General features: G+C 38.1%; 20 protein-coding genes and 1 riboswitch. Of the genes, 15 read left to right on the top strand and 5 right to left on the bottom strand.

Annotated features, from left to right (window positions below):
- Nucleotides 1-235 precede the first annotated feature (235 nt).
- The 7 genes from MKX47_RS08980 (at nt 236) to metA (ending at nt 9,003) form a co-directional block, all read left to right on the top strand.
- Nucleotides 236-475 carry a hypothetical protein gene (locus tag MKX47_RS08980; protein WP_340773195.1) on the top strand — a complete coding sequence of 80 codons (240 nt, stop codon included), beginning with the start codon at nt 236-238 and terminating at the stop codon, nt 473-475.
- Nucleotides 476-773: 298 nt separating this feature from the next.
- Nucleotides 774-1,199, top strand: a complete 426-nt coding sequence (locus MKX47_RS08985) for an acyl-CoA thioesterase (protein WP_340773196.1) — start codon at nt 774-776, stop codon at nt 1,197-1,199.
- 101 nt (nt 1,200-1,300) lie between these two features.
- The gene (locus tag MKX47_RS08990) at nt 1,301-5,050 is read left to right on the top strand and encodes an AAA domain-containing protein (protein ID WP_340773199.1); all 3,750 of its coding nucleotides are present in this window, start codon (nt 1,301-1,303) and stop codon (nt 5,048-5,050) included.
- 11 nt (nt 5,051-5,061) lie between these two features.
- A complete protein-coding gene (locus MKX47_RS08995; RefSeq protein ID WP_340773200.1) occupies nt 5,062-5,814 on the top strand; it encodes a nucleoside-diphosphate sugar epimerase in 753 nt (250 codons plus the stop codon).
- A 277-nt stretch (nt 5,815-6,091) separates the two neighbouring features.
- Nucleotides 6,092-6,841, top strand: a complete 750-nt coding sequence (locus MKX47_RS09000; RefSeq protein WP_340773201.1) for a hypothetical protein — start codon at nt 6,092-6,094, stop codon at nt 6,839-6,841.
- A complete protein-coding gene (locus MKX47_RS09005; RefSeq protein ID WP_340773202.1) occupies nt 6,841-7,782 on the top strand; it encodes a DUF3307 domain-containing protein in 942 nt (313 codons plus the stop codon). Before MKX47_RS09000 ends, MKX47_RS09005 begins: the two co-directional genes overlap by 1 nt.
- 80 nt (nt 7,783-7,862) lie before the next feature.
- Nucleotides 7,863-7,971, top strand: a riboswitch (SAM riboswitch).
- Between the two features lie 90 nt (nt 7,972-8,061).
- Nucleotides 8,062-9,003: a homoserine O-acetyltransferase MetA gene (gene metA / locus MKX47_RS09010; protein WP_340773203.1), complete on the top strand. Its 942-nt coding sequence runs from the start codon at nt 8,062-8,064 to the stop codon at nt 9,001-9,003.
- 89 nt (nt 9,004-9,092) lie between these two features.
- On the opposite strand, the gene MKX47_RS09015 is transcribed toward metA, so the two are convergent.
- The 4 genes from MKX47_RS09015 to plsY all read right to left on the bottom strand — a co-directional run bounded on the left by MKX47_RS09015 (nt 9,093) and on the right by plsY (nt 11,781).
- A complete protein-coding gene (locus MKX47_RS09015; protein ID WP_340773205.1) occupies nt 9,093-9,863 on the bottom strand; it encodes an ABC transporter ATP-binding protein in 771 nt (256 codons plus the stop codon).
- Between the two features lie 188 nt (nt 9,864-10,051).
- Nucleotides 10,052-10,684, bottom strand: a complete 633-nt coding sequence (locus MKX47_RS09020) for a YczE/YyaS/YitT family protein (protein WP_340773206.1) — start codon at nt 10,682-10,684, stop codon at nt 10,052-10,054.
- Nucleotides 10,685-10,777: 93 nt separating this feature from the next.
- A complete protein-coding gene (locus MKX47_RS09025) occupies nt 10,778-11,068 on the bottom strand; it encodes a HesB/YadR/YfhF family protein (RefSeq protein ID WP_340773208.1) in 291 nt (96 codons plus the stop codon).
- A 110-nt stretch (nt 11,069-11,178) separates the two neighbouring features.
- Complete coding sequence (gene plsY / locus MKX47_RS09030) at nt 11,179-11,781, bottom strand: glycerol-3-phosphate 1-O-acyltransferase PlsY (RefSeq protein ID WP_340773211.1); 603 nt, start codon at nt 11,779-11,781, stop codon at nt 11,179-11,181.
- Between the two features lie 101 nt (nt 11,782-11,882).
- Here plsY and MKX47_RS09035 point away from each other — a divergent pair, with 101 nt between their 5' ends.
- The 3 genes from MKX47_RS09035 to parC all read left to right on the top strand — a co-directional run bounded on the left by MKX47_RS09035 (nt 11,883) and on the right by parC (nt 16,615).
- Entirely contained in the window at nt 11,883-12,023 is a 141-nt protein-coding gene (locus MKX47_RS09035; RefSeq protein WP_340773213.1) for a hypothetical protein, read from the top strand.
- A 189-nt stretch (nt 12,024-12,212) separates the two neighbouring features.
- Nucleotides 12,213-14,189, top strand: a complete 1,977-nt coding sequence (parE, locus tag MKX47_RS09040) for a DNA topoisomerase IV subunit B (protein WP_340773215.1) — start codon at nt 12,213-12,215, stop codon at nt 14,187-14,189.
- On the top strand, nt 14,186-16,615 hold the full coding sequence (parC, locus tag MKX47_RS09045; RefSeq protein WP_340773217.1) for a DNA topoisomerase IV subunit A: 2,430 nt from the start codon (nt 14,186-14,188) through the stop codon (nt 16,613-16,615). The genes parE and parC overlap by 4 nt, the downstream gene beginning before the upstream one ends.
- Nucleotides 16,616-16,741: 126 nt before the next feature.
- On the opposite strand, the gene MKX47_RS09050 is transcribed toward parC, so the two are convergent.
- Entirely contained in the window at nt 16,742-17,251 is a 510-nt protein-coding gene (locus MKX47_RS09050) for a hypothetical protein (RefSeq protein WP_340773219.1), read from the bottom strand.
- 226 nt (nt 17,252-17,477) lie between these two features.
- Here MKX47_RS09050 and MKX47_RS09055 point away from each other — a divergent pair, with 226 nt between their 5' ends.
- The 5 genes from MKX47_RS09055 to MKX47_RS09075 all read left to right on the top strand — a co-directional run bounded on the left by MKX47_RS09055 (nt 17,478) and on the right by MKX47_RS09075 (nt 23,102).
- Nucleotides 17,478-19,097 carry an SWIM zinc finger family protein gene (locus tag MKX47_RS09055; RefSeq protein ID WP_340773221.1) on the top strand — a complete coding sequence of 540 codons (1,620 nt, stop codon included), beginning with the start codon at nt 17,478-17,480 and terminating at the stop codon, nt 19,095-19,097.
- 234 nt (nt 19,098-19,331) lie between these two features.
- Nucleotides 19,332-20,273, top strand: coding sequence for a nitrous oxide reductase accessory protein NosL (locus MKX47_RS09060; protein ID WP_340773223.1), 942 nt, complete (start codon nt 19,332-19,334; stop codon nt 20,271-20,273).
- A 96-nt stretch (nt 20,274-20,369) separates the two neighbouring features.
- Nucleotides 20,370-20,648, top strand: a complete 279-nt coding sequence (locus tag MKX47_RS09065) for a hypothetical protein (RefSeq protein WP_340773225.1) — start codon at nt 20,370-20,372, stop codon at nt 20,646-20,648.
- A gap of 96 nt (nt 20,649-20,744) precedes the next feature.
- Nucleotides 20,745-22,388 (top strand): nitrous oxide reductase accessory protein NosL, encoded by a 1,644-nt coding sequence (locus MKX47_RS09070; RefSeq protein WP_340773227.1) that lies wholly within the window; start codon nt 20,745-20,747, stop codon nt 22,386-22,388.
- 102 nt (nt 22,389-22,490) lie between these two features.
- On the top strand, nt 22,491-23,102 hold the full coding sequence (locus tag MKX47_RS09075) for a redoxin domain-containing protein (protein WP_340773230.1): 612 nt from the start codon (nt 22,491-22,493) through the stop codon (nt 23,100-23,102).
- The last annotated feature ends 51 nt before the right edge of the window (nt 23,103-23,153 follow it).

Genomic DNA, 23,153 nt, shown 5'->3' on the forward strand with positions numbered 1-23,153 from the left:
CAAAGCGTGCGTCAGCGAGGGCATAAATTCAAGAACATTATATTATAAGTTACTTGATGAAAGTAAAGGGTATAAACAGGCTTATATTACCGTTCTTGAACAAATTCAAGAACGAAAAAATTATATAATTCTAGCAATAAAGAACCAATATCCAAAACGGTTAGAAAAATATTAACTATAAGTTCATTAGAATCGTTAAAGCATCTTTATTAATCAGAATTTGGAGGCAAAGCAAATGAAACCGATTTTTTTACATCTTCATAACATGGGATTTAAAGACTGGCTAAATAAGGTTAGTACGTTTGAAAGAATACCTGTTGAGGGAGAATATTTAACAATTGATTATGATTCGGACTTGTATAAAGTTGAAATGGTAATTCACACTCCATTTTCCGAAGAAATGTGCGCAGAAGTTTACGCTGTGAAAGTTAATCATATCGAAGAATTAAATCTTAAATTAAATAATAATAATTAAAGCATCCTACTGGGTGTTTTTTTTATTTATATACATTTTTATTTTATCTTCTTGATTATTAGAAAATCCACCTGCCAAGCATGTATTTTATTTTGAACCCCAGTGGACCCCACTTGGACCTCACTTTATAATATTTAATAACGTTTATTTGGATAGCTCTCCTAATTTTTGTTGAAATATTTAATTACTTAATAACTCTATTCTATATCTCGAACTAATATTATTTCAAAAAACAATTCTCAACAAACCCTTACAAATCAACACTTTTAGCGCTATAATATGAAACGAGGTGAAAGAAATGTATATATCAGAAGCAAAGGTAGACGTGCGCTATGCAGAAACCGATCAAATGGGCGTTGTGTATCATGCAAATTATTTAATTTGGTGTGAAATCGGGCGTACGAAAATTGTGAAGGATTTAGGCTTTAACTATGCAAAGCTGGAGGAGGATGGCTATTTATCTCCCGTGATGGATTTTTCCATTCAGTACAAAGCAGCCATGCGTTACGGGCAAACGGCAACGGTGCGCACATGGATTGAAGAGCATACGAAATTACGCACGACGTATGGCTATGAAATTTTACACGAAGATGGGACAGTAGCTGTCACTGCAAAATCGATACATATTTTAGTGAAAAAGGAAAACTTCCGCCCAGTTGCTTTGATGAAAATTGATGCAGAATGGGATGCAAAATACAAAGAAGTGGCGAGAATTCAAGCATAAATTAGATGTCCTGTTTCGTTTGAACGGGGCATTTTTTCTTTATAGAAGTTTGGAAAGTTGTTATAATAAACGTTATGACTAAATAATGAGGAGGTGTGTTCATGGCACCGAAAACAAGCGCCACAGTGCAAACCAGATGTCATATTTTATTGACAAATACCGCGCGTGAAGCGATGAAGGAGCATGTTCCAGATGAACACGCCTTTTTTAATTTACAGCAATATTTCATTGTCGCGATCGAAAAAGTATCCATTGAAGACGAACAGCTTCATGTGACGATTTATTTCGATAACAATAAAAACCTGAAATTAAAAAATAAATTTGATGAGCGCGTTGTCATCATGGACTGTGTGTTTGATAAAAAGAATGGGCTCGTCGCCAAAAGCTTCCGTACACGCGGTAAAGGGACGCCCGTTGTGACAAACCGTAGAGTAATGATGAAGCTTCATTTTATCGCATCGCGTATGAGTGGCCATACATACAATGAATCCTTTGTAAATGCATTGGATGAACTGCCCATTGCACAGGAACGATTTGATTATGTAAACAAACGCATTTCCAGCTGGGAAGGGTATTTAAAAGTATTAAACAAAAACGCCGATATTGAAGATATTCATGCGCGTTTTTCTAATGTTACGTTTGACGCTGATTTTAGCCATGCGACATTTCGTATTTCGAATTTGGACAATAAGCAATGGAAGCAGTTAGATGGATTGAGTGCTCGTTTGCGCGGCTATATTCAAGAAATTGGTGATGTAGCGAAGGTTCGTCGCAATGAACAGACAGTCGAAATTGCTTTGAAGCCGTTTTATAGTAATTTAGCTCGTAGAAATGACTTACAATTCCAATCTGAAGACATCGAATTTTCAAATGCGGCAACGAAATCGCAGCTAAAGCGCTTATTGAAAGGGTTTGAGCGTTTAAAAGAAGGCTTAGCGGCCAATGCCAATTTAGAAACCATTTTATTTGAGGACAAGCCGACGATTGCCGAGCGTCGATCAACCATGCCATTGGATTTCCATAATCGACTGAACGAGTATCAGCAGCAGGCCGTAGAAGGTGCGATGAGCGCTGAGGATTTATATGTCATTCAAGGTCCACCAGGTACGGGGAAAACGACCGTTATATCAGAAATTTGCTATCAAAATGCCAAGGCGGGTTTAAAGACATTGGTCGCCTCGCAGTCCAACTTAGCAGTAGATAATGCATTAAGCCGTTTATTATCAAATAAAGACATCCGCATTTTACGTTATGGTCGAACGGAAAGTATTGAAGAAGAAGGTAAGAAATTCATCGAGGAAAATGTAGCGAGCTATTGGCAGCAGCAAACGTTCGAGGCAATCGGTCACGAAATATCGTTGCACACGCAAAAAGAGCAATTATTAGTCGTTGAGATTGATGAAAAAATGACAGAAATTACAGCGCTAGAACAGCAGCAAATCGCGCTACAACAGCAACTCGAGCAAAAAGAAGCTGCTAAAGCTGAGCTGCATGTAATAGCGGAAAAAATAAATGCATTAAAAAAACAGCTCACAGCGTGTAAAAAAGAGCTGGAAGAAAATGAACGCACGCTAGAAAAACTCCAGCAAACGCATGCAACAGTTGCTGAGGCAGTGAGTAATTTTGAACAGCAAAGTACAGAAAGCTTAACGCTTGCACAGTTAGATGAAAAAGAGCAGCAATTAAATAAGCAGCAAAATGAAACGAAGCTGCATATCGAGCAAAGTCAGCTCCGAGCTCAATATGAACAGCTTCAAGCACGAAAGCAAGCTGTGACGACAAAAATGGAGCGCGCCAATGAAACCGCCAATGTCGATCCGCTCATCGATAAAATTGTCTCGCTGAAAAAGGTGTATGAAATTGAAAACTTTATGCAGCAATATGATATCCGTCGAAATTATGCGATGGACCGATTATTGACTGCACTCGACCGCATTCAGCCACAAATGGAGCAATATAAACCAATAAAAGACGTCAAAGAGCGATTAGAAAAGGCTTTAACCTATAGTGAAACCGCGCTTGGTATCCAGGTCAATGCCGAACAATTACCGATGAGTCACCATTATTCATTAGCAGAGGTGCAAGAGTTCTTAACAAAGCTGAGCCATGCATTTGCTGAACGGAAAGTAAATGTGCAAAATGGTGCGCGTTCGATTCAAGGCATTCATTTACGTATGCAATTCATCGAGCAGCTCAATGAAAAATACATGGATGCGATTCGTGAAACGGTGCTTATTTTTGAAAAGCTAAAAGAAGAAATTATTTTACAATTCAAAGAGCAAAATGAAGTCAAAGTGGAGCTTTTAACAAAGCTACAAACAGAAGCTTCCACGTATGATAACCAAATGAATACTCTTAAAGAACGTATGGATGATTCCGTCGACATTACGCAAACAATATCGGAATTACAAGAAATATTGGCGACCAATGAACTCGAACAAATGAAGGTGGAAACACAGCGTCAAAATCGTGAAAAGCTGGACACGCAATTGGCTAAAAAATCAGAGGAACTGACGGTGCTGAATGAGCAAATTGCACTTGGTACAGCAACTGTTGAGGAATTGACAGCTCGCTTTAAAGCATTCAATAGTGAGGGTGTACAACTTGAAAAACGTCGAGCGGAATTGGAGCTCCTAACAAAATCAAATCCAGAGCAAGCGATTTTGGAAGTAAATGCACAAATCGAACGTTTACAAGCGTTAATCGCAACGTTGCAAGTGAAAATTGACTTGTTGCCTGTAACAGCCGAGCTTCAAAATGAATGGCATGGTCTGCTAAAAGAGGCAAACGAGTATGACTTAGACGAAATTCGAAAGTTATATGTAAAGCATGCGAACGTTATAGGTACAACATGTGTTGCGTCTGCTAATAAGGAATTCATGGACAATTATCCAACCTTTGATGTCGTCATTATTGATGAAGTGTCAAAAGCGACACCGCCTGAATTATTGCTACCTATGCTTAAAGGGGCAAAAATTATTCTTGTAGGGGATCATCATCAGCTACCACCGCTTGTTGGCGATGCGACGTTCGAGGAAACATTAGAGCAAGTTGTGAAGGAAAGTACGACATTTGAAGAAAAAAGAGAGCTTGAAAAATTACTCGAAGAATCGCTATTTGAACGCTTATACAATAATTTACCCGCGCAAAATAAAACGATGCTAGCCCTCCAATATCGAATGCATACGAACATTATGGAGACAATCACACCGTTTTATGAGCAGGAATCCGAACGCTTGCAATGCGGTTTAGAAGATTCGGATGCTGTGCGCGATCATTATTTAACGACATCCAAAATTACGCGAAATCATCATTTGTTATGGCTCGATATTGCCAACAATAAATCGAATTTTGAACAGCGCATGAAGGAAGGGTCAAGTTTATTTAATGAGGCTGAATTAGCGCAAATAAAAGAGCAACTGCTTGAAATTAATGAAGCAACTGAAAAAGCGAAGGCTGAGGGGTTAATTGCTAAGGATGCATTAAAATCAGTTGGGGTTATTTCGTTCTATGCCGAGCAGGTAAAGCGCATTAATCGTTTAATTGACCAGGAACTCCATGTGCCACATTTACACATTCGAACTGGCTCTGTCGATAAATTCCAAGGAATGGAGATGGATGTCATTCTTGTCAGCATGGTGCGAAATCATGACAATGAGCGCGGGGAAATCGGATTTGCGAAGGATTATCGTCGTTTAAATGTTGCGTTATCGCGCGCGCGTGAACTACTAATTATGATTGGTAGTGTTGACATGTTTACCGAGCGTCCGAAAGCAGAAAAAGTACGTACGATGTATCGACATGTATTAAATACCGTCAAGCAGCAAAACGGCTATTACGCAATTGGTTAAAGGAGTTCAGTATGGATTTACAAAGTTTAACAGAAAAATTGCAGCAGCAAATTTTACAGCAAAACGATGTTACAATTGAAAAGCAAATAAATTATGCCATTCCGGTGCATACAATTGAAGTGAAGTATCACCCAGTTATTCGCAATGCGATGGATATTTTGATGAAGATGATGTTGGTTTCATTTAACAAAGCAAGGCTCACAAATGCCGAGCTTTTAGCAGATATTTTACTTGTCGAGCCGCTATTTATTCATGATTTGACGAATAAAATGCTGCGTCTTGGGATGATAAAAAAAGAAGAGTTTTACTTGTTAACGGCTAAAGGAGAAGCCCAATTAGCGAGTGGCATTTTTGAAGAAGAACTCGATGAAACGAGCTATTTTGTACAATACAGTCCATTGCATGAAGCCATTTTAGAAGGCGATTTAGAACAGTTTGAGGAGCTGGAGCAGTTTCCGGAAGTATTTCCGACAATTTATTCTGATGAAATCGTAGCGGTCGATGAGGCGATGCTGATTCAATATATTCACCAGCAATTGTCAGACCAACCGTTAGCTGACGATGAAGTGTCAACAACAATAACAAGCATTGTAAGCTCTGACTCTGTACAAATTAATGATGTTCCAGTCATTTGCTTTATCGCACATCAGAAGGCGGAAAATCATCAGTTTGCCCGCGTCTATAATACGCTAACAGGTGAGTGGGATGCGCAGTTGGAAGCTTTGTTGTTTGAAGTGGAAAAGAAAATAGAAGATGCTCTTTAGCAGCTATATTAAAAAATCTGTTCTATTACTATTTAGAACAGGTTTTTTATTGTTTGAGATAATGTCAACTATTCAGGTGAATTTTGCCTATTGTTTATAAGTTAGTTGAATGATAAGCTGTTGCAAGATTAGCCAGATTAAGCACCTATATAATCGGTCTACAAACCGAATTCGTAATAAATCCGGTTCTAGAACCGAATCGGTAATATATTAGGTCTACAACCCGAATTTATGCGGTATACTGTATATAGATACTATAATTGAAGGAGGGGTACGGATGGGAACAGCGGTTTCAGTATTTATATTAGATGTTACAAATTCAAGTAAATTTCGAAATGGTCAAGAATTAAGTGAGTATCTATCAGAATGGCAAGATGTGTTAGCGAATAACAATACTATAAAAATAGCAGTTAAACATAGAATGGGCGATGAAATAATCTGTGTAGTTGAGGGTTATTCTAATGCACTCGTGATAGCAAATTATATGGTTTATAATTGGAAATATGAAGACAATATGCCCTATTTCGGTATTTCATTTGGGGTGATTGAAGATAATATAAATACTATCGATATTGATAAGTGGAATAATATGCTTGTGAAAAATGCAAGATTGGCCAATAATTTAATTAAAGAAGATAAAACTCGTACAAAATTAATAGAAATGAACCCGTTAAATAAATTTGAAAATATAGAACGTCAATTAATTAACTCTATTCTAAATTTACAAAGTGCAGCCATTTTAAAGCAAACAACGAAGCAAAGAGAGATTTTAGGTCTATATAGTCTTTTACGCTCACAAAAGGAAGTTGCACTTACATTAAATAAATCAACTTCTACAGTTTGGGAGCATTTTACTGTGGGGAAAACAGATTTAATATTAGATGCTTCTGAATCTTTATATGACTTATTAAATTCAAAAGAAATACAATTAAATCCTGAAAATAAAATACAAGAAAAACAGAAGAAATTCGAGCTGGAATTAAGAAGAAATATTGAGCAATTCCGATTGGGACAGGGATATAAATAATGTTAATTTTACTATTTATATTAGGACATTTTATAGCGGATTATCCATTTCAATCGAGTGAAATGGTAGCCAAAAAGAAGGAAGGACCTGCAGCAGTCTTTCAACATGTAGCGATACATTTATTAACATATGTAATGCTAACGATAATGAGTATTATATTAGGTTTAATTGAATATGATGTCCTACTGGTAGTTTATATTTTTATTATTTGTTTAATCCACCTATTAACGGATTTAACAAAAGAAAAGTTAAATGACCATATTGAAAAGCGTACGGATATTAGTAAGTATCAAATTTCAATGAGACTAACATTATTGTATATCGTAGACCAAATCATTCATATTGTTAGCATTGTTATATTCACTATTGTTCTATTTGACGATTTTGAAAGTAAACTAAGCAAATTATTTAACTCTATTGCTTCAGGTCAACCTTTAGATTTGAATTTTCAATCAAAGATTATTATTACTTTGATTATTTTGTTAATAAATTCATATTTTTCTGGACACCTTATCGGGAAAATGTTAACAGAATTTAGACCAACAAACAAAATCATAGAAACAACAGTTGAAGGAAAGTTTACTTCGAGCAATACAAACTTGAAATACGATGGTTTTAATGAAAAAGATATTGAAAAACAATTAGATCAATATGTAACTAAAATAGAAGATGATGTAAAATTGAATAAAAAAATATCTTTAATTAGTGACTCACCCCCAAAAGCTGGGATGTGGATAGGTATCTTAGAAAGAAATTTAATATTAATACTTTGTGTATCCAACAATTTATCTAGTATTGGATTTTTAATCGCAATGAAAGCCTTAACGAGATTCAAACAATTTGATGATAAAAGTTTTTCTGAATATTATTTAATAGGTACGATGTTAAGCATCATATTAGGAATTACAGCTGGATTTGTAATGAAATTTATTTGGTTGTAAATAAGCATAGCTCAAAAAAATTTTTTATTAGAATTATTGCGAAAATTAGCCTAACATGGTACACTTATGACAATTTAATAGTCTTATCAAGAGAAGCGGAGGGACTTGGCCCGTTGATGTTTCAGCAACCTCTAACATGGTTAGAAAGGTGCTAATTCCAGCAAGGGGACTTCCCTTGGCAGATAAGTTCGGTTTAAAAGCCTCTCATTTCTGTTTACGCTGGAAATGAGAGGCTTTTTGATTTGTATAAAATGTACAAAAATTGAGGGGGAACAAGCGATGCCAATTAATATTCCAAAAAGTTTACCGGCTGGCGAGCTATTAAGACAAGAGAAAATTTTCGTGATGGAAGAGGACCGCGCGAAAACACAACAAATCCGACCATTAAATATTTTGGTGTTTAACTTAATGCCTGAGAAAGAAAAAACGGAGCTACAGTTATTACGTTTACTAGGTAATACGCCACTGCAAGTGAATGTTACCTTTTTAAATACGGCTACCTATGAATCGAAAAATGTATCAAAATCACATTTAGATACATTTTATCAAACCTTTGATGAGGTGAAGCATCGTCGTTATGATGGTTTAATCATCACAGGGGCACCAGTGGAAAAGATGGAATTTGAAGAAGTGGGCTATTGGCAGGAAATTACACAGGTAATGGATTGGGCTGATAAAAACGTTACATCCATCATGCATATTTGTTGGGGCGCACAGGCGGCGTTATACCACCACTTTGGCATTGGTAAGTTTGAGCTTCCGAAAAAATGCTCGGGCATTTATTCGCATGTGATTACGGATCTAACCGTAGATTTAGTGCGAGGCTTTAGCGATGAATATGTCGCACCGCATTCGCGCCATACATCTGTATCGATTGAAGAAGTAAGAGCGCATCCTGATTTACGTTTACTCAGCTATTCAGACGATGCGGGGGTCTTTATTGCGCAATCTAAAAATAATAAGCATATTATGATCACGGGGCATCTGGAATACGATGCGACGACGTTATCGGATGAATATTTCCGTGACATGGAAAAAGATCCAGAAAATACAGAGATTCCGGTCAATTACTTCCCAAATAATGACCCACAGCAAGCGCCGAAAAATGTTTGGCGTGCACACTCGCATTTATTATTTTACAACTGGCTAAATTATTATGTATATCAAGAAACACCATATGATTGGCATTATGTAGAGGAGCAGATTGAGTTTCATATTTAAGTAGCGAATCGCAGCTCAGACGAAATGAAATGTAGGTGAGGTGGGTATAACCTCATTCAATTCGTCTGAGTGCGTTTTTATTTGAAAGCTTATTTTACCGCTATCCAGGCGCGGTCACGTTGGATTTGTAAGCTTACGTCACGACCAAAGAAGTTGCTTAATACGGGCTCGGTTAAAATTTGCTCACGTGTACCAGTAGCAGCGTCCTTACCATCTTTCATCAATAGCACATGCTGGAAACAGGGCAATATTTCTTCTACATGATGGGTGACATAGATAAGGGTTGGGCAGTTTTCACGACCTGCAATTTGTTCGATTGTTTGTAGTAAATTTTCTCGTTCTATGATATCTAAGCCACCACACGGTTCATCTAAAATGAGAATGTCCGGATTGGCCATAATTGCGCGTGAAATCTGAATGCGTTGACGTTCGCCTTGTGATAAATACTCGAATGTTTTATTCGCTAAGTGATCACAGTTAAATTGTTTCATAATCCGTACTGCTTCTTCAATTTCGGCTTCACTCACTTCCTCAAATAAGCGTAACGCTCCAAATTTGCCACTTAACACAATTTCAATGGCATTATCCTGCCAGTTTAAATTATCAATCATCGCATTGCTGACCCAGCCAATTCGACGACGCAGTTTCGGAATATAGGTCTCGCCATAGGTTTCACCTAATACTTGTACTTTGCCTTCGTTTGGCCAGATATAGCCATTAATGACCTTTAATAAAGTGGTTTTGCCAGAGCCGTTTAAGCCTAAAATGGCCCAATGTTGATTTTTTTCAACCTGCCAATTTAATCGGTCCAAAATTAATTTTTCATTGCGATAGAGCTTAATGTTTTCGATATGTATCATTTACAAACACCTCCACCTTAAACTATGCACCTTTTTTCTAAAAACGAAAAGGAAATAGTGCCAATGGAGGCAATATACACAAATTTGTAATAAATAAAGGAAAAAAGCTAGCATGAATTCGGTCATACACCGCATTCACACTAGCTCAGTTGATAAGTTTAAGGCGTTATGAGCAAGCCTACAATCCCTTATAAAATCGCACTTTCCGTTCCTGAAGCGCGGAAAAATAGTTTTTCATTTAATCGTAAAGCCCATTGAACAACAGGTCCTAAGCCCAATGCCATAAAGACGGTACCTACACCAATTGGACCACCTAGTAAAAAACCAATGATTGCTACGGTAACCTCAATTGTTGTGCGTGCACGGTTAACTGTCCAGCCAAGGCGGTGAACAAGCAGTAACATTAATGTGTCACGTGGGCCAATCCCTAAATTTGCGACCATATACATCCCACAGCCAAAGCCCAATAGAACAATTCCAACAATAAATGCTAATGTTTGTTCAAAGAGATGATGTAAATCTGGGAGCATATATAAAAAAATATCGATAAAAATCCCGGTCAAAAACATATCTAAATACGTTCCGATTTTCGGTAAACGCTTCGTCAATAGCGCATCAATGGCTAAAATGATTAAGCCTAAAATAATCGACCAAGTTCCTACGGTTAAGCCGAAATTCTTCTGCAGGCCAATGTGCAGCACGTCCCAAGAACCGACGCCTAGAACTTGTGCTTTAATCGTTAATGCGACACCAAGCGATAAAATAATAATGCCGGTAATAAAAAATACACAGCGCCAATAAAAACCTTGTTTTACATTCAATTGCAATCCCTCGTTGTTCATAAAGTTCGACTTGTATATTATAACGAGTTAATATGCCAAAACAGGGATTACAATATATTTGAAAAATTTAAACTATTTTTCGTAGGAGTAGCTGAGCTCGTCGTTCGTTGTATCGACATTGACGATTAGGTGATGATCGTTAAAAAACCACTCATCCGTTTTTTCAATATAAAAATGAATGTCCTCCACAACCGTTTCAATCCCAATTTCATGAGGCTGTTCGCGATTCATTCCAAGTGAAAACCCTTCGTGAAATGGGGAAGAACCGCCATAGCGTGCATAAAAGCGAATATAATCCCCTGATTGTGCTTCTAATTCTTGCTTGAACCAATTAATTGCATCATTTGTTAATTTAATTTCCATGTGATTCACCTCATTATTCTTTTTGACGTAAAACTTCCAGTGCACATCCATTATAACGATAATAAAAGCATGCTGAAAGTTTTTTCACTCTCAGCATGCTAGCAAGGTATTTAAAAGCCTTTAATTTTCGGTTCTGTCCCATTTTTGATGCGTTTTATGTTTTCACGGTGACGGTAGAAAATGAAGCCGGCTAAAAACGAGATTAAAATAAATAACGCAAAGTTTCCTGTGACAATCCAGAAAATAGTTACATAAATCATCGCAGCGGTTGCTGTAATCATCGATGTTAAGCTAACCATCTTTGTTGTTTTTAAGGAAATTAAAAAGACTACTAATAATACTAAAAATAATGGTAAGTTATAGCCTAATATAACACCCGCGCTTGTTGCGACCGCTTTACCGCCACGGAATTTAGCGAAAATCGGGAACATATGCCCCGCTACGGCAACAATTCCTAAAATAAGCGGATGGACGGTACTCTCTGCGAAAATGGGTAAGAGTGGCAATAGGACTGCAGCCGTTCCTTTTAAAATATCGATTAGCAATACAGCAATACCCGGTTTTTTACCTAATACGCGAAATGTGTTGGTCGTTCCTAAATTTCCGCTACCATGCTGGCGAATGTCCGTTTTGTAAAAAAGATTGCCAATCCATAGAGCCGATGGAATGGAACCGATTAAATAAGCACAAATAATAATCAAAGCATTAAACAAGAGTTGTGCTCCTTTCGAAATTCAGAATTATTAGTTGGTACTAATAGTATGTATTGAATATTCTACACCGTTTTCATTTAGAAGAAAAGAGGAATTATCAAATGAGTTTTGGTGAAGCTATAGAATCAGCCAAAACAGACATCAAAATAAATTCAAACGCAAATACGGAATTGATCATATATCGTATTGAAATGGAATACAACCCTTTTTATTTAGCTATGCCAATTTACCGATTCTCATAAAACTTACAGGAAAATAGTTACATTTGACGAAAAAGTATTATAGGATATGCTTTTAAAGGGGCATTTTTGATGATACAATTAATCCTTGCAACGAATAAAACATCGCACATAACATTGACAGCGTGCGATTTTGGCGGTACGATTAGATAGAAATAGAACGTTTGTTTGTATTTTTGGAGGGGATTGCATTTGGTAAAAAACCAAACAGGTGTTTCTTATAATGAAGATGCCATTCAAGTATTAGAGGGTTTAGAAGCCGTACGAAAAAGACCAGGGATGTATATTGGTTCCACGGATAGCCGAGGTCTTCACCACTTAGTGTATGAGATTGTTGATAATGCTGTGGATGAAGCGCTTGCTGGATTTGGGAATCATATCATCGTGAAAATTCATGAAGATAATAGTATTAGTGTACGTGACCATGGTCGTGGTATGCCAACAGGAATGCATAAAATGGGCAAGCCAACGCCGGAAATTATTTTCACTGTGCTACATGCCGGTGGGAAGTTTGGTCAGGGTGGCTATAAAACAAGTGGTGGATTGCACGGTGTCGGTTCATCCGTGGTAAATGCCCTGTCGACATTTTTAGAAGTAACGATTCATCGTGAAGGACAAATCTATAAACAGCGATTTGAAAACGGAGGAAAACCTGCTACTTCGTTAGATATTCTCGGAAAAACGAAAGAAAATGGGACATTAGTTCATTTCCTACCAGATCCTACAATTTTTTCAGTAACAAAATATAATTACGATACATTAGCTGAGCGTTTACGTGAGTCAGCCTTTTTATTAAAAGGTTTAAAAATTGAGCTGATTGATGAGCGCGGTGAAGGAAAGCACGAGTTTTTCCATTATGAAAGCGGTATCGAGGCATTTGTCGCTTATTTAAACGAAGAAAAAGACGTCTTGCATCCAGTCAAATATGTTGAAGGGGATATGCAGGAAATAGAGGTTGAATTTGCGTTCCAGTTTAACGATGGTTATTCTGAAACGATTTTGTCATTCGTAAATAACGTACGTACGCGAGATGGTGGTACGCACGAAACCGGTGCAAAAGCGGCAATGACACGTGTTTTTAATGATTACGCAAAAAAAATCGGCTTGCTAAAAGAAAAGGATAAAAACTTAGAAGGCGCTGATATTCGCGAAGGCTTAACGGCGATTGTTTCCGTACGAATTCCAGAAAATTTATTACAATTCGAAGGGCAAACAAAGGGCAAGCTTGGGACTTCCGAGGCGCGCTCAGCGGTGGATACCGTTGTTTCGGAAAAGCTGATGTATGTACTGGAGGAAAACGCAGAGCTATCGGCATCTCTTGTCCGTAAAGCGATCCGTGCACAGCAAGTTCGTGAAGCAGCGCGCAAAGCACGTGATGATGCACGTAATGGCAAAAAGAAAAAATCCAGCACATTACTCTCTGGAAAATTAACGCCGGCACAATCAAAAAATGCAGCACGAAATGAACTATACCTAGTAGAGGGTGACTCTGCTGGTGGTTCTGCTAAACAAGGGCGTGACCGCACATTCCAGGCAATTTTACCACTGCGCGGAAAAGTCATTAACACGGAAAAAGCCAAGCTACAGGACATTATGAAAAACGAAGAGATTGCGACGATTATTCATACAATCGGTGCAGGTGTTGGCGCGGACTTTACAGTAGAGGATGCGGCCTATGACAAAGTCGTTATTATGACCGATGCCGATACGGATGGTGCGCATATCCAAGTGTTACTTTTAACATTCTTCTATCGTTATATGCGCCCGTTAATGGAAGCCGGGAAGGTGTATATCGCGTTACCACCGCTTTATAAAGTATCGAAGGGCTCTGGTAAAAAGCAAGAGCTCCAATATGCTTGGACGGAAAATGAACTAGACGAAGCGATTAAAAAAATCGGTAAAGGCTATGTTATTCAACGTTATAAAGGTCTAGGTGAAATGAACGCCGACCAATTATGGGACACAACAATGAATCCAGAAACACGTACATTAATTCGTGTGAAAATCGAAGACGGTGCACGTGCAGAACGCCGTGTCACTACGCTAATGGGTGATAAAGTAGAGCCCCGCCGTAAATGGATTGAAACGAATGTCAACTTCGGCATGGAAGAGGATGCGAGCATTTTAGAAAATGAATTCATCCAGCATGAGGAGGTTAGTGACAAATGAGCTCGGTAGAAAAATTTCAAGACTTACCATTAGAAGAAGTTATGGGTGACCGATTTGGTCGCTATTCAAAATATATTATTCAAGACCGTGCGTTACCGGATACACGTGACGGATTAAAGCCCGTTCAACGCCGTATTTTATTTGCGATGTTTAACGAAGGCAACACGAACGACAAGCCGTTCCGTAAATCCGCTAAAACGGTTGGTAACGTAATCGGTAACTATCATCCACACGGAGATTCATCGGTATATGATGCGATGGTGCGTATGAGTCAGGACTGGAAAAGCCGTCATATGTTAGTCGAAATGCACGGGAATAACGGTTCAGTTGATGGAGACCCAGCAGCTGCGATGCGTTATACCGAAGCGCGCTTATCAACCATTGCGGGAGAATTATTACGTGATTTAAATAAGGATACGGTTGATTTTGTGCCAAACTTTGATGATCAGGACATGGAGCCAACTGTCTTACCATCACGTTTCCCGAACCTTTTAGTAAACGGAGCGACAGGGATTTCAGCTGGTTATGCGACGGATATCCCACCACATAACTTAGAAGAAGCACTGAATGCGGTACTTATGCGTTTAGATAATAAAAACTGCACAGTCGATGAGCTAATGACGGTAATTAAAGGCCCAGATTTCCCAACAGGAGGGATTATTCAAGGGCTTGACGGCATTAAAAAAGCGTACGAAACAGGTAAGGGTAAAATCATTGTGCGCTCTCGTACGGAAATCGAGCAGTTAAAGGGTAATAAAGAGCAAATCGTGATTACTGAAATTCCGTTTGAAGTGAATAAAGCCAATATGATTCGTAAAATGGATGAGTTACGGGTGAGTGACCGCCGTTTAGATGGCATTGCAGAAATTCGCGATGAATCCGATCGAGATGGCCTTCGCATTGTCATTGAATTGAAGAAAGATGTACAGGCACAAGGTATTCTGCATTTCTTATTAAAATCAACAGACCTACAAGTATCGTATAACTTTAATATGATTGCGATTCATAACCGCCGTCCAATGATGATGACCCTACCATTAATGCTAGATGCCTACATCGATCACCAAAAGGAGATCGTGCGACGTCGTACAGCCTTTGATTTAAAGCGTGCCAAAGACCGTTTACATATTGTCGAAGGGTTAATGAAGGCATTATCGATTTTAGATCAAGTTATTGAAACGATTCGTGCGTCAAAGGACAAGCGCGATGCCAAAAATAATATTATCGACAAATTCGGCTTTACAGAAGTGCAAGCTGAAGCGATTGTCAGCTTGCAACTGTATCGTTTAACAAATACTGATATTACACAGCTACAACAAGAGCAAGAAGAGCTGAATCAACAAATCGTTAAATTAACGGCGATTTTAGAAGATGAAAAGAAGCTCATTCGTGTCATTAAAACAGAGCTTACAGACATTAAAAAGCGCTTCTCATTACCTCGTCTTTCTACAATTGAAGCGGAAATCGAGGAAATCAAAGTAACGCGTGATGTACTCGTGCCAAGTGAAGAGGTTGTTGTTACGGTGACGAAGGATGGCTATGTCAAACGGACAAGCCTTCGTTCGTACAACGCGTCAAACGGCAAAGATTTCGCGATGAAAGAATCCGATTATTTGCTATATGAAGCGCATTCCAATACGCAGCACCACTTACTGCTCTTTACCAATCGAGGCAACTATATTTATCAGCCGGTGCATGAGTTGCCAGATATTCGTTGGAAAGACTTAGGCCAGCATATTTCAAGTATTGTGCCACTTGATCAAAACGAAGAAATCATCGAGGTCATTGGCATTGAAACATTTGAACAACAGGATGTTTTTGTGTTTACGGCAACGAAAGATGGTCAAATTAAGCGTTCAGCGCTAGCAGATTATGTTGTAACACGTTATTCAAAGCCAATTAAGACAATGAATCTAAAAGGCGAGGACGAGATGATCTTCGCGCGTCTTGTGACGGAAAATGAAGAAGTATTGCTATCGACCAATACAAGCTATACAATTCGTTTCCCAATGAATGATTTGCCGATTACTGGGGTCAAAACGGCTGGTGTAAAAGGGATGGTTATTAAAGAAGGCGAGCATTTAGCCGGTGTAGCTATTTTAACGCCTGAAGAAGATCAAGAGTTAATCATTGTGACCCAGCGCGGCGCAGTGAAGCGTATGCTTATCGGAGAAATTGAGTTAGGCAACCGTGCCAAACGCGGGGTTGTCATTTTAAAAGAATTAAAAGCGAATCCACATCGTATTTTTGCGATTTTAGTCGTGAATTTTAGAAATACTTTTACAATTGAAACCGAAAAAGGTATACAAGAATCTATTGCGGTGACGAATTTAACACGTGCTGACCGTTATTCAAATGGCTCATTACGTATCGATACAGAGGGTGACGGTGCGATTATCCGCGCATTTGTGGAGAAGATGGAGTAATCGAGAGCCATTTCATAAAGTTGGCGAACCTTAAATAACGCTAATAAAAAAAGCAAACAATCATTGATACATTAGTGATTGTTTGCTTTTCTTTTGTCTCCAATTCTCCATAAGGAAAGAATTGAATTAGTATTGTATGTCTAGACGACTTTTAACTTGTTTGACCATTTCATGTTTTTCATCATGCATCGCGTCATAAAAGTCGTTAGTATTTTTGAAATCCATTGTGATAAAACGTGTTGCTTGCAAAGCCTGATATAAATCAGCAACATTTTCTTCTGAAATGGAAGTATCCGTTATATAACTATGGAGATAAATTTGGATATCATTTATTCGACCTTGCCATTCGTGATGTACTACACCTCCACTAAACATTAGACTTGTTGTGTAATCCAGCTCAGCAAAAAGCTTGTTTAAATAATCTTTGTCTTCAATCATATCCGTTAAGGGTTGACTGAAATCCCATTCTAAAAGTTCATCAACGGTATTCCGCAATAATAAGTTTGCATAAAAGTATTGATTGCTCATTTCCCTTTCTATTTGATGTACTTGTTCTTTTGCCGTATAAGTCCACCAAATAAGACCACATAAAGCGCCCAGAACTAAGACTCTTACAAGGATTTTTAACTGACCCATCTCTATCACGCTCCAATTTTTAATATAATTGTATCGTATTGGGGGAAAGGCTTGAACCGAAAACAAAAAAGTCGTAATGTAAATGAAAGATAGAATGCTATTTTAGTGGTTTCACGAATTTTGAAATTAGCTAGAAAAGGGAATGACTGAGGATTAGACTAGCATGTTGCTAGTTTTAGAATTTCATATCATATATAATTTGCCATGAGCTACTGGAGCAAAACTTTTGAAAGAAAACGCAGGTGAAGGAATGAATATACAACAATTTGAAAAAGATGTTTCTAAAGTGATACTAAAGCGCGGCAAGGATTATTATGAAATGGGTGCTATTAATGAACTGGAACAAGTGGCCGCAAATGCGTGGCGTGCATCAGTTATCGGAACGAATCCGTATTTTGTCTATGTGGAGCTAGAAGATGAACGGATTACAGTGTCGCAATGTGATTGTCCATTTGATGGCCTCTGTAAACATGAGGTAGCCGCTTATTTTGCGATTCGGCAAGCATTCCATACGAAGCCAGAAGTGGACTTTACAGCGCTGTTTAATCAATTCACTCAGCAGGAGCTTGTTGCGTTGTTGGCTGATATTGTTTCAAAGGATCCGTTGTTGCAAAAGCGCTTTATCCTAATGAAGAAGAAAGAAGCCGTTACGACAGAGATGCTAATTGGACAAACTAAGGCTACCATCGCCAAGTTATTTAATGCTTATTTACGCACACAAAATGAGCTTACATTAGATGAGCTAATAGAGCATTTCCAAGAAGTGGCCGAACAAGCGGTCAAGCGCTTTTTAAAGGAGCCGATTGTCGGATTAGAGCTGATTTCGCTTTGTATGGAGCAATTAAATGGTATGGAAGATGATATGCCGATGTGGGTATATGAGCAAATGGAAGCGGAATTAGACGAAGCTTTACTTGAAATGCTCGATCAAATAACAGACAATGCTCAAGCAATCATGATGAGCAATTGGCTATTGAATCGCTTTTGGCATAATGCAAAGGCAAATATTGCTCATCTATTTTTACTCGAGGCGGCCATTCAAATTAGCGCCATTTCCAATGCAAAATATCATATAATTGAGACAATTGAACGCTATGCTATAAGTCGAAATGACAAGGAATTAGGTCAGCAATTTCACTTTTCATTGCTAATGGAGGTTGGTGTTGAGGAGGAAATTATCCAATTCATTCGGCAAGAGCAGCCGTCCACTAAAATACGTAACTTGCTAATTGATTATTGTGTAGATGAAAAACGTTATGACGAGGCATTGCAGCTATGCGCGGATGGCATCGAGCATCCAGATACACCATATTATGCTCGCACACGTTGGTTAAAACAGGCGTATCATGTTCATAAACAAATGGATAATCTCGCTGCCCAACGGATGATTGCTTTCGAGCTTGCCTTAGATTGTGATTTAGAAACGATTAAAGATTTAAAGGCGTTGTATGAGGAGGAGCCAGAGCTTTGGCAAGACGTTTCAAAGGACTTGGTGCTGATGATTGAACAAAAAAGCCCTGATTCGTACAAATACCCGCTCGTTTTAGATTTATTAGAGGAGTGGGAGCGCCTGCTTTATTACTGTCAGAAAAACCCACAGGAAATTTTAGCCTATTGCGAAAATTTGCAGCCATATTATCGAGCAGAAGTAGAACAATTGCTAGCGCAGCTCGTATTAGCGCAGTCACAGCGTGCATCAAATCGTAGTCATTATCGTGAGCTAGCAAATATACTAGAGCGTTTATTCGCTTTAGGATATGAAGAAAAGGGACGAGAATTGATTCACTATTTACGCACGACCTATCCACGAAAAACTGCATTACAGGAAATATTGGATTTACTCTAACTGAACTAACCGAGTAGGGGCGTTAATGACGCTTTTACTCGGTTTTTGATTATTCTTTCAATGTTATGAAACGCCTCTAATCATTGTACGCCGTCATGAAATATTCAAAGAAACTTCGCTGTTATTTCGCAATTTTTCCAATTTTCCTTCACCGGTATTTCCATCTTATTTCACAACTGCCTGCTAATATTGGAAATCGAGATACATTATTTACCGTTAAAGGAGGTGTTAATAATGAAGAAGCGATTCCTCGTGTTCCTAGCCGTAATGAGCATTTATTTCGTTAGTTCACTCGTCTTTGATGAAAGATTTGTGATCCAAGCAGCCGCGCCAACGATTCAAAAGGATATTCCAAAAGATACATATTGTGAAGTATGCAATATGGTGGTCTATCGGGAAAGTCATAAAATGGGAAAGTTTTCGGCAAAAGCGATTACATCTAAAGGGAAAACCTTGTATTACGATGACATCGGCTGCTTAGTCTTTGATGAGACACGCACAAAAACGACGAATACAAAATATGTTCGCGATTATCATTCATCGAAATGGATTTCAGTCGATACGGCCATTATTGTAAAATCAAATCTAAAATCGCCAATGAACTGGGGCTATATTTATTTTTCCACTCAAAAACAGGCGAATGCTTACCTAGCTAAAAATAAAAAAGCCAAGATTGTCGCATTGAGCACGATCAAAGAAGAGGCGACTAAGCGTTATCAAAATCAATTTGGTGAAAAAAGGACGGATAAAAAGATAAGCGCCCCAACAGCCGCATCATCGAAGACATCTTTATCGCAGGACGTACCAAATCATACGGATTGTGCGTTTTGCAATATGGTGGTCTATAAAAAAGATTCACCATTCGGAAAGTTTTCAGCACAGGCTATTCAGAAAAGTGGCAAGGTACGCTATTACGATGACATTAGCTGCTTGCTTTACAATGAAGTGAAAGATAAAGCATCAAATGCAAAATATGTCCGTGATTATACGACGATGAATTGGATTGTGGCTGAGAAGGCAACGTATGTGAAAACGACATTACAATCCCCAATGGATGATGGCTATGTTTTTTTTGCGAAAGCAGAGGATGCTAAAAAATACGTTGCTAAAAACAAAGGAACGAAAATTGTCACTTTCCAAGCAGTCAAAAAGGAAGCGATTCAACGCTATAAATAACAAAAATAGAATATTCGTAATATGTGGTGGAATGTAATATCTAAAAAATTATATTTCACTAATCAATTGAACAATTTTATTTAGGAAGGTGATTTTGTGAAAGAATGTTTGATTTGTAAAGAGTATTTCAAAGTAGACTCTCACATTGAACAACATTTAAGTGAATGTATTCCTAAATTCTTTAACAAAGAACTACAAGTACAATTTAATAGAATTCGTGTGGGTGTTCTTTTGCTGACGGGCTTTGACGGGAAATACCTATACGGACAAATGAATGGTTATGATGCAGTCTTCGATATAACAGATTCAGATTATAATTTTTATTTTAAAGGAACGACTAAAGAAATGTTAGCAATTTTTGGGGAAGATTCTTAAACATTCTGACCAAATTGTATAATACACAAAAATAATTATAAAGGGTATTTCATCATTACATATTACGAATGCCCCAAAAATAGAGGAGATGAACCGATGAAGAAACTAAGCATAATCGGATTTTTACTTTGTGGATTTTTTCTGATGTCCATGATGATTAATCCACCTGCATATGCAGCAGCTCAAGAGGTGCAAGCTTTAATAAATGGCGAAATTCATTATTATGATAGCCTTCATGCTGCATTTTTGGAGGAATGGAATGAGGGGACAAGCTATGAGAAAAAAGTACAAGATTTTCATTCAAAAAAATGGATTCCTGTAGAAACAGCAACCCTTGTCAAACTAAGCGATTCAAAAATGATTTATTTTGCTAAGGAAAAAGAAGCCAATCGATATATCCAAAAACATCAAAAAACAAAAGTTCCCTTGCAATCTGTCAAAAACAAAGCAAAAGTAGCATACAAAAAGCAAGCACCTGAAATTCAATTAACGCTTGATACAACACAGCCTACAAATCAGGCAATAACGATTACTTCAACGATTAAAAGCAAGCACAATTTAGCTGTGAAGAAATGGGCTGCCGGTAAAAAAGCGGCACATCAGTTTTCTATGAAAGACACAACCATTCAAGAGGATGCATTTACCGTAACAGCAAATGGCCTTTATACCGTATATGCATTAGATAAAAAAGGGAATAAAGCGACAAAGACCATTGAAATTACAAATATTGACCAAGTAAAGCCAACGATTTCATTAACACCACATACAACAGACTTAACGAATCAAAATGTCACAATCAAAGCTTCGGTCAAAGACAATGGAGCACTTACTACAAAATGGGCAATGGGAAATCAAACGACGGATTATTTCACAGTAAACGGTGAAGTATTAACAGCTGATATGTTTAGCGTCAATCAAAATGGCGTATATACCGTTTACGCCAAGGATGCTGCTGGCAATGAACAGCTACAAACGATTGAGATTACGAATATCGACAAGTCATTACCAGTCATTCATTTATCTGTTCCTGAAGATGGCATTACCGAGGTCAGCAAAAAAATTCAAGTTGATGTGTCAGATGAGAGTGGAATTAAGGATCGAAAATGGGCATTTGGTGAAAAAACCGTAGCTTATTTTGCGGATAAAGGCTCAAGAATGGCACCACTACAAAATGCTAATCAAAAAGATAAAATCATCGCATTAAAAAACGGCGTCTACACAGTGTATGCTGAGGATCAATTAGGAAATAAAACGGTAGAAACGATTACACTGGACGGCATTCAACCCTTTTCAGAGGTAACGCAAGAAGGGGTGCAATGTGAAGTATGTCGTATGGATTTATTTAAGACAGACCCACATAAAGTATATTCCGCAAAAGCAATCGATGAGGAAGGCTATACGCATTTCTTCTGTCGAACAGGCTGTATGTACCATCAGCAAAATGCCAACAATAAAGCATTTGATGAACGCTATATCCGTAATTATGGTGCTGCACAGCCACGCCTAAATAACTGGATTTCCTCAGATAATGCGATTACCGTAAAATATAAATCTGATGAAACGGCAAAAGGATTAATGGGCTGGAAATTATTCCATTTCGCAACAGTTTCAGAGGCCGCAAATTATTTAGGTGTACAAAATGAGCAAGTCGTAGTAGAACCTATAGAAAAAATTATCGAGTATACGAAAACGAATAATAAAGGGATGAATTACCAGTATACAGTAGATAAAAGAAATTAATGAGGTTGAAAATGTAGACAACGAAAGGAGTGTCCAAGACGTATTTTGGATAGCTCCTTTGTTTTCTAGGTTTTGATTCGCATGATAAGAGGAGGTTGGATAATGTCCAGAAAAAATAGCGTTGCACTTTTCATAATAATCCTATTAATCGCAATAGCAATCGGTGATGCCCTATTCAAGCAATCCGCACTAACAAAGGACGTTTCAAGCGAACATTTAGATGTTCAAGATAATCTGGCCAAAACGCAGCCGAACAATGTGGTGGCAATTGAGAAGGAACAAAGTATTTATATGGCGCCCAATTTTGAATTGGAGACAGTAGATGGCAAGCCGATTTCTTTAGCGGATTACGCAGGAAAGAAAGTATTGTTAAACTTTTGGGCAACCTGGTGTCCACCTTGTAATGCGGAGGCACCCCATTTGCAAACGATTTATGAGCAGTATGGAGCAGCGGGGATAGAAATAATAGCCGTGAATGTGACAAGTCAGGAGAAGGGAAAGGGGAAGGATACAGTCCCTCAGTTCGTGCAGCAATACGGCTTAACGTTTCCAGTAGTATTAGATGTGCATGATCAGGTTGCTTCCATGTATCAAATTTTGACATTGCCGACCACTTATTTTATTGACGAAGAAGGTGCAATCATAGAAATCATTTCTGGACCTATGGATGAGCAGCTTATGCACGAAATTCTTTATCAAATGGATAACACGTAAAAAATCAGCCCCTAACATTTGTTAGGAGCTGATTTTTGCTTGTACCACTTA

The sequence above is a fragment of the Solibacillus sp. FSL R7-0668 genome, assembly GCF_038006205.1.
GTDB lineage: Bacteria > Bacillota > Bacilli > Bacillales_A > Planococcaceae > Solibacillus.

What these genes read in the sequence shown, in the direction of transcription:
- MKX47_RS08990 (WP_340773199.1), top strand. Translation starts at nt 1,301, where the DNA reads ATGGCACCGAAAACAAGCGCCACAGTGCAAACCAGATGTCATATTTTA.
- MKX47_RS09035 (WP_340773213.1), top strand. Translation starts at nt 11,883, where the DNA reads ATGAGTTTTGGTGAAGCTATAGAATCAGCCAAAACAGACATCAAAATA.
- metA (WP_340773203.1), top strand. Translation starts at nt 8,062, where the DNA reads ATGCCAATTAATATTCCAAAAAGTTTACCGGCTGGCGAGCTATTAAGA.
- MKX47_RS08995 (WP_340773200.1), top strand. Translation starts at nt 5,062, where the DNA reads ATGGATTTACAAAGTTTAACAGAAAAATTGCAGCAGCAAATTTTACAG.
- MKX47_RS09075 (WP_340773230.1), top strand. Translation starts at nt 22,491, where the DNA reads ATGTCCAGAAAAAATAGCGTTGCACTTTTCATAATAATCCTATTAATC.
- MKX47_RS09025 (WP_340773208.1), bottom strand. Translation starts at nt 11,068, where the DNA reads ATGGAAATTAAATTAACAAATGATGCAATTAATTGGTTCAAGCAAGAA.
- MKX47_RS08980 (WP_340773195.1), top strand. Translation starts at nt 236, where the DNA reads ATGAAACCGATTTTTTTACATCTTCATAACATGGGATTTAAAGACTGG.
- MKX47_RS09005 (WP_340773202.1), top strand. Translation starts at nt 6,841, where the DNA reads ATGTTAATTTTACTATTTATATTAGGACATTTTATAGCGGATTATCCA.
- MKX47_RS09050 (WP_340773219.1), bottom strand. Translation starts at nt 17,251, where the DNA reads ATGGGTCAGTTAAAAATCCTTGTAAGAGTCTTAGTTCTGGGCGCTTTA.
- MKX47_RS09000 (WP_340773201.1), top strand. Translation starts at nt 6,092, where the DNA reads ATGGGAACAGCGGTTTCAGTATTTATATTAGATGTTACAAATTCAAGT.
- MKX47_RS09015 (WP_340773205.1), bottom strand. Translation starts at nt 9,863, where the DNA reads ATGATACATATCGAAAACATTAAGCTCTATCGCAATGAAAAATTAATT.
- MKX47_RS09070 (WP_340773227.1), top strand. Translation starts at nt 20,745, where the DNA reads ATGAAGAAACTAAGCATAATCGGATTTTTACTTTGTGGATTTTTTCTG.
- MKX47_RS08985 (WP_340773196.1), top strand. Translation starts at nt 774, where the DNA reads ATGTATATATCAGAAGCAAAGGTAGACGTGCGCTATGCAGAAACCGAT.
- MKX47_RS09060 (WP_340773223.1), top strand. Translation starts at nt 19,332, where the DNA reads ATGAAGAAGCGATTCCTCGTGTTCCTAGCCGTAATGAGCATTTATTTC.
- parC (WP_340773217.1), top strand. Translation starts at nt 14,186, where the DNA reads ATGAGCTCGGTAGAAAAATTTCAAGACTTACCATTAGAAGAAGTTATG.